This window comes from Bacillus sp. SD075, assembly GCF_017355165.1.
Lineage (GTDB): Bacteria > Bacillota > Bacilli > Bacillales > DSM-1321 > Peribacillus.
The window spans coordinates 18519-33757 of record NZ_JADILK010000018.1 but is presented as its reverse complement, the minus strand read 5'-3'; the positions used below and the strand labels follow the sequence as shown (position 1 = coordinate 33757).

15 protein-coding genes are annotated in these 15239 nt (G+C 42.0%); 14 read left to right on the top strand and 1 reads right to left on the bottom strand.

The window, feature by feature from the left end; genetic code table 11:
* Nucleotides 1–10 precede the first annotated feature (10 nt).
* Both rpoE and IOC57_RS13980 read left to right on the top strand, forming a co-directional pair.
* Nucleotides 11–595 carry a DNA-directed RNA polymerase subunit delta gene (rpoE, locus tag IOC57_RS13985; protein ID WP_309487710.1) on the top strand — a complete coding sequence of 195 codons (585 nt, stop codon included), beginning with the start codon at nt 11–13 and terminating at the stop codon, nt 593–595.
* Between the two features lie 412 nt (nt 596–1007).
* Nucleotides 1008–2615 (top strand): CTP synthase, encoded by a 1608-nt coding sequence (locus IOC57_RS13980; protein ID WP_207439298.1) that lies wholly within the window; start codon nt 1008–1010, stop codon nt 2613–2615.
* 232 nt (nt 2616–2847) lie between these two features.
* On the opposite strand, the gene IOC57_RS13975 is transcribed toward IOC57_RS13980, so the two are convergent.
* A complete protein-coding gene (locus IOC57_RS13975; protein WP_207439297.1) occupies nt 2848–3378 on the bottom strand; it encodes a DUF2529 domain-containing protein in 531 nt (176 codons plus the stop codon).
* Nucleotides 3379–3688: 310 nt separating this feature from the next.
* Here IOC57_RS13975 and IOC57_RS13970 point away from each other — a divergent pair, with 310 nt between their 5' ends.
* The 12 genes from IOC57_RS13970 (at nt 3689) to spoIIR (ending at nt 15075) form a co-directional block, all read left to right on the top strand.
* Nucleotides 3689–4060 (top strand): response regulator, encoded by a 372-nt coding sequence (locus IOC57_RS13970; protein ID WP_061465740.1) that lies wholly within the window; start codon nt 3689–3691, stop codon nt 4058–4060.
* Nucleotides 4061–4307: 247 nt separating this feature from the next.
* Nucleotides 4308–5165, top strand: a complete 858-nt coding sequence (locus IOC57_RS13965) for a class II fructose-bisphosphate aldolase (protein WP_207439296.1) — start codon at nt 4308–4310, stop codon at nt 5163–5165.
* Between the two features lie 174 nt (nt 5166–5339).
* A complete protein-coding gene (gene fsa / locus IOC57_RS13960; protein WP_063234171.1) occupies nt 5340–5990 on the top strand; it encodes a fructose-6-phosphate aldolase in 651 nt (216 codons plus the stop codon).
* A gap of 209 nt (nt 5991–6199) precedes the next feature.
* A complete protein-coding gene (locus IOC57_RS13955) occupies nt 6200–7483 on the top strand; it encodes a UDP-N-acetylglucosamine 1-carboxyvinyltransferase (protein ID WP_207439295.1) in 1284 nt (427 codons plus the stop codon).
* A gap of 98 nt (nt 7484–7581) precedes the next feature.
* Nucleotides 7582–8544 carry a class II fructose-bisphosphatase gene (glpX, locus tag IOC57_RS13950; RefSeq protein ID WP_063234169.1) on the top strand — a complete coding sequence of 321 codons (963 nt, stop codon included), beginning with the start codon at nt 7582–7584 and terminating at the stop codon, nt 8542–8544.
* Nucleotides 8545–8861: 317 nt separating this feature from the next.
* Nucleotides 8862–10151 carry a transcription termination factor Rho gene (gene rho, locus IOC57_RS13945; RefSeq protein WP_034315849.1) on the top strand — a complete coding sequence of 430 codons (1290 nt, stop codon included), beginning with the start codon at nt 8862–8864 and terminating at the stop codon, nt 10149–10151.
* 150 nt (nt 10152–10301) lie between these two features.
* On the top strand, nt 10302–10502 hold the full coding sequence (gene rpmE, locus IOC57_RS13940) for a 50S ribosomal protein L31 (RefSeq protein WP_034315847.1): 201 nt from the start codon (nt 10302–10304) through the stop codon (nt 10500–10502).
* Nucleotides 10503–10640: 138 nt separating this feature from the next.
* Nucleotides 10641–11246, top strand: coding sequence for a thymidine kinase (locus IOC57_RS13935; protein WP_207439294.1), 606 nt, complete (start codon nt 10641–10643; stop codon nt 11244–11246).
* Between the two features lie 194 nt (nt 11247–11440).
* Nucleotides 11441–11896 carry a hypothetical protein gene (locus IOC57_RS13930; RefSeq protein WP_207439293.1) on the top strand — a complete coding sequence of 152 codons (456 nt, stop codon included), beginning with the start codon at nt 11441–11443 and terminating at the stop codon, nt 11894–11896.
* 160 nt (nt 11897–12056) lie between these two features.
* Complete coding sequence (prfA, locus tag IOC57_RS13925; RefSeq protein ID WP_207439292.1) at nt 12057–13127, top strand: peptide chain release factor 1; 1071 nt, start codon at nt 12057–12059, stop codon at nt 13125–13127.
* Nucleotides 13120–13989: a peptide chain release factor N(5)-glutamine methyltransferase gene (gene prmC, locus IOC57_RS13920; RefSeq protein ID WP_286184856.1), complete on the top strand. Its 870-nt coding sequence runs from the start codon at nt 13120–13122 to the stop codon at nt 13987–13989. Before prfA ends, prmC begins: the two co-directional genes overlap by 8 nt.
* Before the next feature lie 150 nt (nt 13990–14139).
* Nucleotides 14140–15075 carry a stage II sporulation protein R gene (gene spoIIR / locus IOC57_RS13915; RefSeq protein WP_207439291.1) on the top strand — a complete coding sequence of 312 codons (936 nt, stop codon included), beginning with the start codon at nt 14140–14142 and terminating at the stop codon, nt 15073–15075.
* Nucleotides 15076–15239: the final 164 nt, after the last annotated feature.

Genomic DNA, 15239 nt, shown 5'->3' with positions numbered 1-15239 from the left:
GAGAAGGGAAGTGCGGAATTTGAGTTTAAAACAATACTCAAAAGAGCAATTATTGGAAATGTCCTTAATAGAGATGGCTTATGATTTGTTAGTGGAAAGAAATGAACCGATCCCATTTAAAGAGTTAATAAGTGAATTAGCTTCGCTGCACCATTTATCTAAAGCGGAAGTGGAAAAGAAAATTGCACAATTCTATACGGATTTAAATGTGGATGGCCGCTTCACATCACTTGGGGACAACCGCTGGGGATTGAAAACATGGTACCCGGTTGACCAAATCGAAGAAGAAGTCGTACATGTTGTAAAACCTAAAAAGAAAAAGAAAGCAAAAAAAGCCGCAGTCGTTATCGACGATTTCGATGAACTTGAAGACGAAGACCTTGACTTTGAAGAAGATATCGATGATCTGGACGAGGATGAAGATGATGACGAGGATGATATTCTAGGTACTCCAGTCATAGACGAAGTGCTTTTGGATGATGAAGTGGATGATGACGACGATCTGGAAGAAGAAATAATCGAAGATGATGCATTTGTCCTGGAAGATGATGAGGATGAAGACGAAGAAGACTTGGATAAAGAGGATGAGAAATAAATAATCGCCCTTGACTTTTTGAGGCGAAATTTGTAGAATCATTTTTGGGCTCCTTAAAAAAGGACACAATGATTAAATTATATCGCTCCCTTACTTTTATTGTAAGAGGGGCGTTTTTGTTTTTAATGATGGAATGAATAAATGACATCATTTTTTTATTTTTAAAAATGATTTCTCGTAGAATTGTAAAAACTATAGAGAACCTATTTATGTTTACTGTCATTTAAGGAAATTTATTCTTGTTCATGTATCCTGCATGACTCTCACTAAAGGCCTTTAAGTGATTAATGGTTTGTACGGGATTACGGTTTTTAGCTTTTAACCGCTCATGTGGCGGAAGATTTGATTCAGGTTCCGATTTAATGATGTGAAGAACAGAATTGGAAGAAAACATTCTATAGGAGGATATAAGATGACAAAATATATTTTTGTGACAGGTGGGGTAGTTTCTTCCTTGGGAAAAGGGATAACAGCCGCTTCTTTAGGTAGATTATTAAAAAATAGGGGATTGAATGTTACGATCCAGAAGTTTGACCCTTATATCAACTTGGATCCTGGTACGATGAGTCCATATCAACATGGTGAAGTGTTTGTAACGGATGATGGTGCTGAAACGGATTTGGATTTGGGGCACTATGAGCGTTTCATTGATATCAACCTTGGTAAACACAGCAATGTGACTACGGGCAGAATTTATTCAACCGTCCTGAGAAAAGAACGCCGTGGCGATTATCTAGGCGGAACGGTTCAAGTCATTCCCCATATCACGAATGAAATTAAAGAACGGGTTTTCCGTTCAGGTAATGAAACGAATGCCGATATAGTCATCACTGAAATTGGCGGTACTGTAGGGGATATCGAGTCTCTTCCATTCCTTGAAGCGATTCGCCAAATCAAGAGTGATATCGGCATCAATAATGTTATGTACATCCACTGTACACTGGTTCCTTACATCAAAGCTGCTGGTGAAATGAAAACAAAACCGACACAGCATAGTGTAAAAGAATTACGCAGTCTGGGCATTCAGCCAAATATCATCGTTGCCCGTACAGAAAGTCCGATTTCACAAGATATGAAGGATAAAATCGCTTTATTCTGCGATATCGATAAAAATTCTGTTATCGAATGTCTGGATGCGGACACGCTTTATTCCATCCCTCTTGCGCTTCAAGCACAAAATATGGACCAAATCGTTTGTGATCACTTGCAATTGGACTGTGGCGAAGCGGATATGGAAGATTGGAAGCAACTGGTTAAAAAGGTTACTTCTTTATCAAAGAAAACGAAAATCGCCTTAGTTGGAAAATATGTTGAATTGCAAGATGCTTATCTTTCTGTAGTGGAGGCACTTAAGCATGCTGGTTACGCATTTGATGCAGATGTTGAAATCGACTGGGTGAATTCCGAAGATGTAACTAAAGAAAATGTTGCTGAACTTCTTCAAGATGCAGATGGAATCCTTGTCCCTGGCGGTTTTGGAGATCGTGGAATCGAAGGGAAAATTGCAGCCACCGAATTTGCCCGCACGACAAAAACACCATTCTTCGGAATTTGCTTAGGCATGCAGTTAGCGTCCATTGAGTATGCACGCAACGTCCTGGGATTGCCAGAAGCACATTCAGCTGAAATTAATGAAAATACTCCAGATCCAATCATCGATCTTCTTCCTGAGCAGAAGGATGTAGAAGATTTGGGCGGTACACTGCGTCTTGGTCTGTATCCATGTAAGCTTATCGAAGGAACTAAAGCATACGAAGCGTATAATGACGAGGTTGTTTATGAACGTCACCGTCACCGTTATGAATTCAATAACCACTACCGTCAGGCTATGGAAGAGGCAGGATTCGTATTCTCCGGTACAAGTCCAGATGGCCGTCTGGTTGAAATCGTTGAACTGAAAGATCATCCTTGGTTTGTGGCTTCTCAATTCCATCCGGAATTCACGTCACGCCCTAACCGTCCACAGCCGCTATTCCGTGACTTTGTCGGTATGTCATTAAAGAGCGGCAAGAACCTTTAATAAAGAAAAAAACAGCCCATGGGCTGTTTCAGACTGTAGGCAAACCCGATGAAAATCGAGTTTGCCTACAGTTTTTTTATGGCTTGTACAATTTGGACGTAGTTTCCATTTCAGGAATCGATTTCCTTGGGGGGCCATGGAGAGCCTCCTCGGCTTGCGCCCTTGTGGGGCCTCCCCCTAAACGCTCTTTCCCCGCAGGAGTCTCGCACCTTCTAAGCTTTAGATGAATTTATCATTCTTCATCTTCATATTCTTTTATGATTTCTTCAAGAGTGAATTTAATTCCGTAATAAGCGAAAAGAGCGGCAATGAGGGTAGGGAACCCATAGCGATTTCCGGTTTCATCGGGAATCAATCCCCGTTGGATACGTAAATCAATATGTACGTCAGCCAACTCCAAAAGTGAATCTTCTTCAGAAGAAACGGATGTAGAAACCGCAACAAAAGGGATATCTTTTTCCTTTAGTTGTCTTGCCAGCAACACTGCTTCCGAATCATCCGAATGGCGGCTGAATAGAAGAAATCGATCCTCCCTGGAAATAGTTTCTCCTGATTTATATCTTTTTGCCTTAGGAAAAAGTTCTGCCCCATCCAAAGCCTCGTCAGTGACGCCCTGCATTTCCCTAAAACCATGGATGAAAACGGAACCATCCCCAACTGCAGCCTGAGCCAGCAAGCGTCCGGCATCTTCCATTTCAAAGACTTCATTTTCAATCATTTTTTTAAATAAACCGCTTATCTGTGTCGAGAAAATTTTTAACATGATTAGGGACTCCTTTAAAAATAATATACTTATTATAAAGGACTTTCCTTTGCATTGACAGGTTTCAGGGCTTTTGATAAGGAAGGGCTGAATTTACTAAATCGGTTGAAAAAACAAAAAAATTAAAATTCCTTTTAGCCATACAGCAGGAATTTTGTTACAATTAACGAATATGAACATAGAAACCATGATGGGAATATAAATGCGTTGGAGTAATTTAACGCAATCTATGTAACTACCCTTTTCGGGTACTATGGACGAATAGGCTAATATATTTAAATGATGGTTCGGGAAGGGGAGAGGTGATAAAATGTCAGGGAAAATATTGATTGTTGATGATCAATTTGGGATTCGTATTTTATTGAACGAGGTTTTACATAAAGAAGGGTATGAAACATTTCAAGCCGCTAATGGCATTCAAGCCTTGGAAGTGCTAAATAATCATTCACCTGATCTTGTATTGCTGGATATGAAGATTCCGGGGATGGATGGAATTGAGATCTTGAAAAGGATGAAAGTCGTCGATCCGGACATCCGTGTCATAATCATGACGGCATATGGTGAACTTGATATGATTCAGGAAGCAAAGGATTTAGGGGCAATGACACATTTTGCAAAGCCGTTTGATATTGATGATATTAGAAAAGCCGTTCGTGAATACTTGCCGATTCAATCAAGTTGACGGTCTTGAAAATTTAATATTATTGACGGAGAAATTGCCGCGGCTATCTTTTTTTAGATGGGCCGTGTTTTTTTGGAATAAAATTTGAGGCTTGGTATAGTGTAATTGTTGCTGTTTTTTTGATGTATTGATATGCTAAAAGAGGAGAGATATTCTGATTTATAAGCGTATGCTACGTTGGTTTTAGGGAATATCTAGAAAGAAATGACTTTAAAAATTATAACATCCACTAGTAGGAGGAAATCAAATGCCTTTAGTTTCTATGAAAGATATGCTGAATAAAGCCCTTGATGAAAAATATGCAGTAGGTCAATTCAATATCAATAACCTTGAATGGACCCAAGCTATTCTAGCTGCTGCTGAACAAGAAAAATCTCCAGTCATCCTTGGTGTTTCCGAAGGTGCTGCCCGTCATATGGGTGGTTTTAAAACGACTGTCATGATGGTTCAAGGATTGTTGGAAGACATGAAAATCACTGTTCCTGTGGCCATTCACCTTGACCATGGTTCAAGTTTTGATAAATGTAAGGAAGCTATCGAAGCCGGATTCACTTCAGTAATGATCGATGCTTCACATCATCCAATCGAAGAAAATATCGAAACAACCAAGAAGGTTGTCGAATTCGCTCACGCACGGAATGTTTCGGTTGAAGCGGAAGTGGGCACGGTTGGCGGACAAGAAGATGATGTAATCGCTGATGGAGTCGTATATGCAGACCCTCAGGAATGTGAACAGTTAGTTAAAGAAACGAATGTCGACTGTTTTGCTCCAGCTTTGGGATCCGTTCACGGACCATACAAAGGTGAACCTGACCTAGGCTATAAAGAAATGGAAGAAGTACGGGATTTAACGAACAAGCCTCTTGTTCTTCATGGCGGTACAGGCATCCCTACGAAAGATATCCAAAAAGCGATTTCTCTTGGAACATCAAAAATCAATGTGAATACGGAAAATCAAATCGTGTTCACACAAGCCGTTCGTGAAATTCTGAATAGCGATTCTGAAGTGTACGATCCTCGTAAATACATGGTTCCTGGCCGTGAAGCCATTAAAGAAACCGTCATCGGCAAAATACGTGAATTCGGTTCAAACGGCAAAGCATAATTTTAAACGTAACATAAGGGTTCCACCCCTGATGACAAAGGCGATATTTCCATTGGGGGGGGTTCCCCCAATGGTTTCTTTTAGATGCAGGGCTGAATCCGCGCTCTATTTTTCGAACAATTAGAATTCAGTATATAGAGAAATAAAAAATCGATTACATACGGAGGATATTTTATGAAATTCTTTATAGATACAGCAAACATGGAAGAAATCAAACAAGCTCACGAACTTGGCGTTTTAGCAGGTGTTACGACTAACCCATCCCTTGTTGCAAGAGAAAAGGGAGTTTCTTTCCATGACCGGCTAAAAGAAATCACAAGCCTTGTTAAGGAATCCGTTTCTGCTGAAGTCATTGCGCTTGATTTTGAAGGAATGATGGCTGAAGCCAAGGAACTCGTTGCGATTGCACCTAATATCACGATTAAAGTGCCAATGACTCCGGACGGCTTGAAGGCTGTTTCGGCACTTACAAAACAAGGTGTCAAAACAAATGTCACGCTTATTTTCAGTGCCAACCAAGCCTTATTGGCAGCTAGGGCAGGAGCAACTTATGTATCGCCATTTTTAGGACGCCTGGATGATATCGGCCAAAATGGTTTGGATTTAATTTCGGATATTGCTGACATATTTGCGATCCATGATATCAACGCCGAGATCATTGCAGCTTCCATCCGCCATCCGATGCATATTACAGAAGCGGCTCTTAAAGGGGCACACATTGCAACGATCCCTTATAAAGTATTAATCCAATTATTCCACCACCCCTTAACGGATAAAGGGATTGAAGCTTTCTTGAACGATTGGAATTCACGTACTGAAGCATAATGCCTTGCCGCTAAGTCGCTATAGATTGCACCTTTTTAACAAAATTAACATAAATTAGAAATTTTTATCTTTTTTTTACATGATTTTTCTACTTTTGTGTAAACTAAAGAACTAGATAGTAAATGTTGTCGGATTATGCAATTTCTTTGTGGTAAAATATTACTTTTTTAAAGTAGCTTCTAAGTGCTTAGCGTGGAAGGGAGTTTATTATGGAAAAACTTAAAATTGCCGGTGGCTACCCTCTAAAGGGAAGCATTCGTGTCAGCGGAGCAAAAAATAGTGCGGTTGCCCTTATTCCGGCAACAATTTTAGCGGACTCTCCCGTAACGATTGAAGGTCTGCCTGATATCTCGGATGTACAGATGCTGAAAGAGTTAATGGAGGAAATTGGCGGTGAGGTATCCTTTGATGAAGGAGAAATGACTGTCAATCCTAGCAGGATGATTTCAATGCCTCTTCCCAATGGAAGGGTCAAGAAGTTACGTGCCTCTTATTATTTAATGGGGGCAATGCTTGGTAAATTCAAAAAGGCAGTGATCGGCTTGCCTGGAGGCTGCCATTTAGGACCCCGTCCGATAGATCAGCATATTAAGGGCTTCGAAGCACTAGGCGCACAAGTGACGAATGAACAAGGAGCCATTTACCTTAGGGCGGACGAGCTACGGGGAGCACGCATATATTTGGATGTCGTAAGTGTGGGGGCAACGATCAACATCATGCTTGCCGCCGTTTTGGCCAAAGGCCGCACTGTGATTGAAAATGCTGCGAAAGAACCGGAAATCATCGATGTTGCCACACTGTTGACCAATATGGGAGCGAAAATAAAGGGCGCTGGAACGGATATCATTCGTATTGATGGTGTGGAAAGCTTGCATGGGTGCAAGCATACGATCATACCGGATCGGATTGAAGCCGGTACTTTCATGATTTTAGCTGCTGCTGTCGGTGAAGGGATACTGATCGATAATGTCATTCCCCAGCATTTGGAGTCATTGACTGCTAAATTGAGGGAAATGGGGATTAATATTGAAGCGGGTGATGACCAGATATTTGTCTCACCGGGAGAAAAATATAAATCCGTTGATATTAAGACGTTGGTTTACCCTGGATTCCCAACAGATCTTCAGCAACCTTTCACTTCCCTTTTAACAAAAGCTAGCGGTTCTAGCATGGTGACCGATACGATATACGGGGCGCGGTTTAAGCATATCGATGAACTGCGACGCATGAATGCGAAGATCAAAGTCGAGGGCAGGGCAGGCATCATCGATGGTCCCGTCCAACTTCATGGGGCAAAAGTGAAGGCTAGTGATTTACGCGCCGGTGCAGCTCTGGTAATTGCCGGTTTAATGGCTGAAGGGATTACAGAAGTGACCGGGCTTGAGCATATAGATCGCGGATATAGCCATCTTGTTGAAAAGCTTTCAGGTTTGGGAGCGACGATTTGGCGTGAAGAAATGACCCAAGAAGAAGTGGAGCAGCTTAAAAGCTGATCCCTTTTCTTGTTACCTCATTGTGTTACTATATATGATATAATGTGTTATACTAATATATAAATAAATCATGCTAGTGTACATGGGGGGAACCGGAAATGGAAAGAAGTTTATCGATGGAGCTTGTCCGCGTAACAGAGGCGGCTGCACTGAATTCAGCTCGTTGGATGGGAAGAGGAAAGAAAGACGAAGCAGATGATGCAGCGACAACTGCAATGCGGGATGTTTTCAATACTATTCCCATGCAAGGAACGGTTGTAATCGGTGAAGGGGAAATGGATGAAGCGCCAATGCTTTATATTGGCGAAAAACTTGGTACAGGTCTTGGGCCACTAGTGGATGTTGCGGTTGATCCTTTAGAAGGTACGAACATCGTTGCATCTGGTGGCTGGAATGCATTGGCGGTCTTGGCGATTGCCGATAAAGGGAACTTGCTTCATGCCCCGGATATGTATATGGATAAAATAGCCGTTGGACCCGAGGCTGTTGGTCAGATTGATATCAATGCTTCCGTGTTGGACAACCTGAAAGCAGTAGCCAAGGCAAAAAATAAAGATATCCAAGACGTGGTTGCAACAGTATTGAACCGCGATCGTCATTCGAAGATCATTCATGAGCTTCGTGAGGCGGGAGCGCGTATCAAGTTGATCAACGATGGAGACGTAGCAGGAGCCATAAATACGGCTTTCGATCTTACTGGTGTTGATATCTTATTCGGATCTGGAGGAGCTCCAGAGGGAGTTATTGCAGCAGTTGCCTTGAAATGCCTCGGAGGGGAAATTCAAGGTAAGCTGGTTCCTCATAGTGATGAAGAAGTGGAACGCTGTGGGAAAATGGGCCTTGATTTAGGAAAAGTCCTTAGAATGGAAGATCTTGTTCGCGGAGATGACGCAATTTTTGCTGCAACAGGTGTGACGGATGGAGAACTTTTACGCGGTGTACAATTTAAAGGGCATTACGGCGAAACACAATCCGTTGTCATGCGTGCTAAATCTGGTACCGTTCGATTCATTGATGGGCGTCACAGTCTTAAAATTAAACCGAATGGTTTGATCGATTGATTGCGTTTTTTAGAAAAATCACTTTTAAAAAGCGAGCGGTTTCATCGCTCGCTTTCTCTTTTAAAAAATTTAAGTTGAATAATTAAAATAAAAAAAGTAAAATAAAGCTTGGTCTACTATTAATTATTTAAAATCTGCCTTTCACTCCAAACTTCAAGAAGCCTTCAAATAATTTTCTTCTTTACATGTGAAAATGTATCATCCTTTCTAAGAAAACTCTGGTCGGGTACATGGATTGCGGTTTTTCTTCCATCTAACAAACCAATTCTTTTTCAGTATGGGTGAAAACGTTTAATTAATAAAAGTGTGGTGTCATAATGAATTTAACTATTTCTAATTTAGAAAACATGAAACTAAAGGATCTCTATGAGCACGCGCGTGAATATAAAGTTTCCTATTACAGCAAACTTTCAAAAAAGGAACTTATTTTCGCTATCCTGAAAGCACAAGCTGAGCAGGATGGTCTCCTATTCATGGAGGGCGTTTTAGAGATCATCCCTTCAGAGGGCTTCGGTTTCCTGCGTCCAATTAATTATTCTCCAAGCTCGGAGGATATTTATATTTCTGCTTCACAGATACGCAGATTCGATTTGCGAAATGGAGATAAAGTGTCCGGTAAGGTAAGGCCTCCAAAAGAAAACGAGCGCTATTATGGATTGCTGCATGTTGAAGCGGTCAATGGCGATAATCCGGAATCAGCTAAAGAGCGTGTCCACTTTCCAGGCTTAACGCCGCTGTACCCAAACAGGCAAATTAAACTGGAAACCACACCGAAGAACTTATCAACCAGGATTATGGATGTTCTGGCACCGGTCGGTTTTGGACAGCGTGGTCTGATTGTCGCACCGCCAAAAGCCGGTAAAACGATGCTCATAAAAGAAATTGCCAATGCGATAACCACAAACCATCCCGAATCGGAATTGATTGTGCTGTTGATCGATGAACGCCCGGAAGAAGTGACAGACATTGAACGTTCCGTTGCGGGAGACGTGGTAAGTTCAACCTTCGATGAAGTGCCGGAAAACCATATCAAGGTTGCTGAGCTAGTATTAGAACGGGCCATGCGCCTTGTGGAGCATAAACGGGATGTCATCATTTTAATGGACAGCATCACTCGACTTGCCCGTGCATACAACCTTGTCATTCCGCCGAGCGGGCGTACACTATCAGGGGGGATTGACCCTGCTGCATTCCACCGTCCAAAACGCTTTTTCGGCGCTGCTAGGAATATCGAGGAAGGTGGCAGCCTGACGATCCTTGCTACAGCATTGGTAGATACGGGTTCAAGAATGGACGATGTCATTTATGAAGAATTTAAAGGTACGGGCAATATGGAGCTGCATTTAGATCGTGCCCTTGCCGAAAGACGCATCTTCCCGGCAATTGATATTCGTCGCTCAGGCACTCGTAAAGAAGAATTGTTAATTCCGAAAGATCGCTTGGATAAACTATGGGCCATTAGGAAAACAATGTCAGATTCACCTGATTTTTCGGAGAAATTCCTTCGCCGTCTAAAACAGACAAAAGGTAATGAAGAATTTTTCAGTAAACTGGATGAAGAGATGTCAGAAATGAAAAAGGGGCCAGCGAGCGTAAAACGTTCTTAAACCCTGTAAGAAACAAACAGTTGCACAACTAGTCTTAAGTTGTTATAATGAGTTCATGTGTTTTTACAATAAATGTGAGGGTGTTTTTCCCCTCAACTTGAAGTATATAACTCTGTTTCGAATGATTCAGGGCATAAGGAGCTGAAAAGAATGAAAACTGGAATTCATCCAAATTATAAGCTTTCAAAAGTAATTTGCTCTTGCGGAAACACTTTTGAAACTGGTTCAGTTAAAGAAGAGATCAAAGTTGAGACTTGTTCAGAGTGCCATCCATTCTATACTGGTCGTCAAAAATTCGCTGAAGCTGGCGGACGTGTTGATCGTTTCAACAAAAAATACGGTATTAAATAAGCCGGACTTTTTAAAAAACAGGCAAGTATTCTTCTTGCCTGTTTTTTCTTTTCCATAAACAAGTAAGAATTTATATAAAGCCGGGTCGACTTCAATTATGGCCAAGGGATCGACAGGTGGAAGGGAGTAGCTGTTTCCATGTATGTAATGAAACAAACAGGCTGGATCGAGCTTATTTGCGGAAGCATGTTTTCAGGTAAATCTGAGGAATTGATTAAACGAGTCAGCCGTGCTCAATTTGCTAAAGAGCAAATAGCTGTATTTAAACCAGCTATTGATAATCGCTATGCGGAAGAGGCTGTCGTATCACACAATGGCTCTTCTGTGATGGCAAAACCGATTGCCCATTCAATGGATATTTTAAAGTATTTGGACAAGCCCCTGGATATCATTGCAATAGATGAAGTGCAATTTTTTGATCATGAAATTATCGGGGTTGCCCAGCATCTTGCGGACAGCGGTTATCGAGTGATTATGGCTGGGCTTGATCAAGATTTCAGAGGTGAACCATTCGGTCCTATGCCTGTTCTATTATCGCTTGCGGAATCGGTGACTAAGCTCCAGGCTGTGTGTGAAGTGTGCGGATCACCTGCGAGCAGGACACAGCGCTTGATAGATGGGGAGCCTGCCTCTTATGATGAGCCGATCATCCTTGTGGGTGCATCGGAATCATACGAGCCCCGCTGCCGCCATCATCACGAAGTTCCGGGTAAGCAGGCTGTTGTGATTAAAGAACATATTTGAATGATGGTGCCCTATGATCCAATGAGATCGTAGGGTGCTTTTTTATGTATGATCATAAGGGAGGGGGAATCTGCTGGAGTTATTCAGGGGGTATGACCAATACATGGAAGGGAAATAAAAGATAAATCTTGCCCCATTTTGGGAAGGTTAATGAGGAAACGTTCTTGTTAACCAGTCAAAATGGAGGGGAAAATATGAAATCAAAACTGCTTATTGTGACGGCCATTATGCTTGCTGCACTATCGGCATGCGGTCAGACTGACAATGCAATAAATAATGATTCGGAATATGGGGATCAATCCCGGGATGGCAGGGATTTTGTTGGCAATGGTTTAAATAAGGTATCCAATAATGATTGGGACAATGAAGCGGAACGGCCATCGGATCAAATCCTCAACACACCGCATCATACATCCAATAATTCTCCATCCATGGGGCAGCAAATTGATGATATCCGAGGAGTCATTGAATCGGAAACCAATTATGAGGCGGGCTCCGTTTGGTTTAATGGAAATACCATACATGTTACGGTCCATGATAAAGGCAATATCAAAACGGAAAAAGAAAGACATGAGGAAATGCGGCGAATACAAGGCATGATAAACAGGGCTGTGCCTCAATATAATATAGATGTGAAATTAAAGAAATAACGACATCTTTGAATCCTCTTTGACGTTGATTATTCACCTATACTATAATTAACCTAGAAGTGAACTGAGCTGGGGCACTGAACTACTTATTTATAGTTAGAAAAGATGGATTACTTCCAATTCGTTTCAGATGTTTTGGAAAATTTATGAGGTGAATAATTTGTTTGATCGATTGCAGGCAGTAGAAGATAGATATGAAAGATTGAATGAACTATTAAGTGACCCGGAGATCATTAATGACTCTAAGAAGCTAAGGGAATATTCCAAGGAGCAATCCAGCATTCAAGAGACGGCATCGACTTATAAAGAATATAAAGCGGTTCGTGAGCAACTCCAGGAAGCAAAGGCGATGCTGGAGGAGAAACTAGATGCGGATATGCGTGAAATGGTGAAAGAAGAGATCAATGAACTTGATGAGACGATACAAGGCCTTGAGGATAAACTGAAAATATTGCTTATTCCGAAAGACCCCAACGATGATAAAAACGTAATCATGGAGATCCGCGGAGCGGCAGGCGGAGATGAGGCAGCCTTATTTGCAGGTAGCCTATACCGAATGTATAGCCGTTTTGCCGAGGTGCAGGGCTGGCGGACTGAAGTCATTGAAGCAAGTCCTACAGGGCTTGGCGGCTACAAGGAAATCATATTCATGATTAATGGCAATGGGGCATATTCAAAATTGAAGTTCGAAAATGGGGCACATCGCGTTCAGCGAGTACCTGAAACTGAATCTGGCGGACGGATTCATACGTCTACAGCCACGGTAGCCGTTTTACCCGAAGCTGAGGAAGTGGAAGTTGAGATCCATGATAAGGATGTTCGCGTCGATACATTTGCATCAAGCGGTCCAGGAGGACAAAGTGTCAATACGACAATGTCAGCAGTGCGCTTGACTCATATTCCGACTAATACGGTTGTATCTTGTCAAGATGAAAAATCACAAATCAAGAACAAGGAAAAAGCAATGAAGGTATTGCGTGCCAGGGTGTACGATAAAATCCATCGCGAAGTACAGGCGGAATATGATCAAAATAGGAAGCTTGCCGTTGGAACGGGCGATCGATCCGAAAGGATTCGCACATATAACTTCCCGCAAAACCGCGTTACCGACCACCGTATTGGTTTGACGATTCAAAAACTGGATCAAATCATGGAAGGTAAACTGGATGAAGTCGTCGATGCGTTAATCATGGAAGACCAATCTTCAAGGCTGGAAAATGCAGATGAGTAATTCTGCCGTGAAAGTGTTTGAAGCCCTTAAATGGGCTTCTTCTTTTTTAAAGGAAAATGATCGTGATGCCAATGCTGGGGAAATCCTGTTACAGCACTTTTTAAAACAAACCCGCTCCCAAATGCTGGCCAACCTTCATGATGAGCTTAGTGAAGCCGACTATGGGCAATTTAAAGCGGCTATTGAGATGCATGCTGATGGAACGCCCATCCAATATATAATCGGCAGTGAAGATTTTTATGGACGGACCTTCTTTGTGAATGAAGAAGTGCTTATACCGAGACCTGAAACGGAAGAATTGATTTATTATACATTACGTAAACTCCCGGCCATTTTTATGGAGGGACAGAAGCTCCGTTTAGCTGATATTGGGACAGGCAGCGGCGCAATCGCCATAACGATGAAACTTGAAAAATCCAACTTGTTGGTGACGGCCACGGACATAGCGGAACCTTCACTTGAGGTGGCGAGGAAAAATGCCGAATCACTAGGTGCGGAAGTGCAGTTCATGCAAGGTGATTTGCTTCAGCCTTTCATAAAGATAAACCAGAAGGTGGACATCCTTTTATCGAATCCGCCATATATACCAGATGCTGATCATAAATCCATGTCAGAAGTCGTAACGGGTCATGAACCACATCGTGCATTATTTGCCGGTATCGATGGACTGGATTTTTATCGCCGATTTATGGAACAGTTACCTCTGATCATGATGGTGCCGGGGCTGATCGGTTTTGAAGTGGGCACTGGACAAGGTAAGGAAGTGGCCGATTTATTGAAGCGGACCTTTCCTGCCGCAGAAGTATCCATTGTAAATGACATTAATGAGAAAGATCGAATGGTCTTTGCTGTATTAAAATGATCCGTCTCCCCTAGGTGAGACGGATTTTTTTAGGGACACCACCCTCATATTCTCTGGAATCTATTTTTCCGGCTATCAGCTTTTTTTGTTTTTACTAGTTTAAGATAGCTGGAAAATGGTGAGACTAATTCATGTGAGGGGGCGAAGGCGATGAAAACTAAACATTTAGCCATTATTTATCTATTAATCTTAACTATAGGAACGATCGTAAGTATATATATGCCTAAAGCGGAGGTGGTGGGTGCAGAAGATACGCAGGTGATCCCGGATGAGGCGATTCGTCTGCGGATACTCGCTAATAGTGATGCAGAAGAGGATCAAGCGGTTAAACGGCTGATTAGGGATGAGGTAAATAAGGATATCACAAAGTGGGTCGAGGAGCTTACTTCTTTGGATGAAGCGAGGGATGTGATCACCTCGCATCTACCCGATATCCAGGCGACGGCTGAGGCGGTTATAAAGGAACAGGGTTTGGAGCAGTCAGTAAAAGTGGATTTTGGACAAGCGGAATTTCCGACAAAACTCTACGGGCAGTATTTATATCCGGCAGGGGATTATGAAGCAGTGATTATTACACTTGGTGAAGGGGAAGGCGCTAATTGGTGGTGTGTGTTATTTCCTCCCTTGTGTTTCTTGGATTTTTCAAATGGGACGGCTGTAAGTCAAAGTCCGATTGTCGAGGATGAGGGTGAAGGATCTTTGAATTCGGAAGGAAAGGCGTATGCTGCAACGAATGAAGAGAGTGAATCTGTTGCAGAGGAAGAAGTTGAAGAGGAAGTAATGGTTGAAAAGGAAAAAGGGCCAGAGGAAGTAGTTGAAGAAAAGGTAATGGAGGAGAACGTAAACGAGAGACTATCGGAAGAAACGGTAAAAGAAGAGGTTGTAGAGCCAGAGGTAAAAGAAGAAGTAGCAGAAGTAAAAGATAAGGGACAAGTGACAGAGGAAGTCATTGAAGGGAATATTGAAGAAAACAAGGTTGAACTTGCGGCATCCAATGAACAAGGTCAACAATTATATGAAGGGGAAAAGGAGCCTGAGGTGGAAGTGAAATCCTTGTTTGCTGAAATCTTCAATGATCTATTTTAAAAAAGGGGGCAGCTGCCCTCTTTTTTAAAATCAGACAATTTAAAAAACATATCCACAGGGTTATTAACAAAAAATCAAAAAAGTCTGTCATTAATTATTAATATCCACAAACTTATCCACGGATTCGATATAGTTATCCCCAATTTGTGGATAACACTTGAATT

What these genes read in the sequence shown, in the direction of transcription:
- IOC57_RS13980 (WP_207439298.1), top strand. Translation starts at nt 1,008, where the DNA reads ATGACAAAATATATTTTTGTGACAGGTGGGGTAGTTTCTTCCTTGGGA.
- IOC57_RS13975 (WP_207439297.1), bottom strand. Translation starts at nt 3,378, where the DNA reads ATGTTAAAAATTTTCTCGACACAGATAAGCGGTTTATTTAAAAAAATG.
- IOC57_RS13970 (WP_061465740.1), top strand. Translation starts at nt 3,689, where the DNA reads ATGTCAGGGAAAATATTGATTGTTGATGATCAATTTGGGATTCGTATT.
- IOC57_RS13965 (WP_207439296.1), top strand. Translation starts at nt 4,308, where the DNA reads ATGCCTTTAGTTTCTATGAAAGATATGCTGAATAAAGCCCTTGATGAA.
- fsa (WP_063234171.1), top strand. Translation starts at nt 5,340, where the DNA reads ATGAAATTCTTTATAGATACAGCAAACATGGAAGAAATCAAACAAGCT.
- IOC57_RS13955 (WP_207439295.1), top strand. Translation starts at nt 6,200, where the DNA reads ATGGAAAAACTTAAAATTGCCGGTGGCTACCCTCTAAAGGGAAGCATT.
- glpX (WP_063234169.1), top strand. Translation starts at nt 7,582, where the DNA reads ATGGAAAGAAGTTTATCGATGGAGCTTGTCCGCGTAACAGAGGCGGCT.
- rho (WP_034315849.1), top strand. Translation starts at nt 8,862, where the DNA reads ATGAATTTAACTATTTCTAATTTAGAAAACATGAAACTAAAGGATCTC.
- rpmE (WP_034315847.1), top strand. Translation starts at nt 10,302, where the DNA reads ATGAAAACTGGAATTCATCCAAATTATAAGCTTTCAAAAGTAATTTGC.
- IOC57_RS13935 (WP_207439294.1), top strand. Translation starts at nt 10,641, where the DNA reads ATGTATGTAATGAAACAAACAGGCTGGATCGAGCTTATTTGCGGAAGC.
- IOC57_RS13930 (WP_207439293.1), top strand. Translation starts at nt 11,441, where the DNA reads ATGAAATCAAAACTGCTTATTGTGACGGCCATTATGCTTGCTGCACTA.
- prmC (WP_286184856.1), top strand. Translation starts at nt 13,120, where the DNA reads ATGAGTAATTCTGCCGTGAAAGTGTTTGAAGCCCTTAAATGGGCTTCT.
- spoIIR (WP_207439291.1), top strand. Translation starts at nt 14,140, where the DNA reads ATGAAAACTAAACATTTAGCCATTATTTATCTATTAATCTTAACTATA.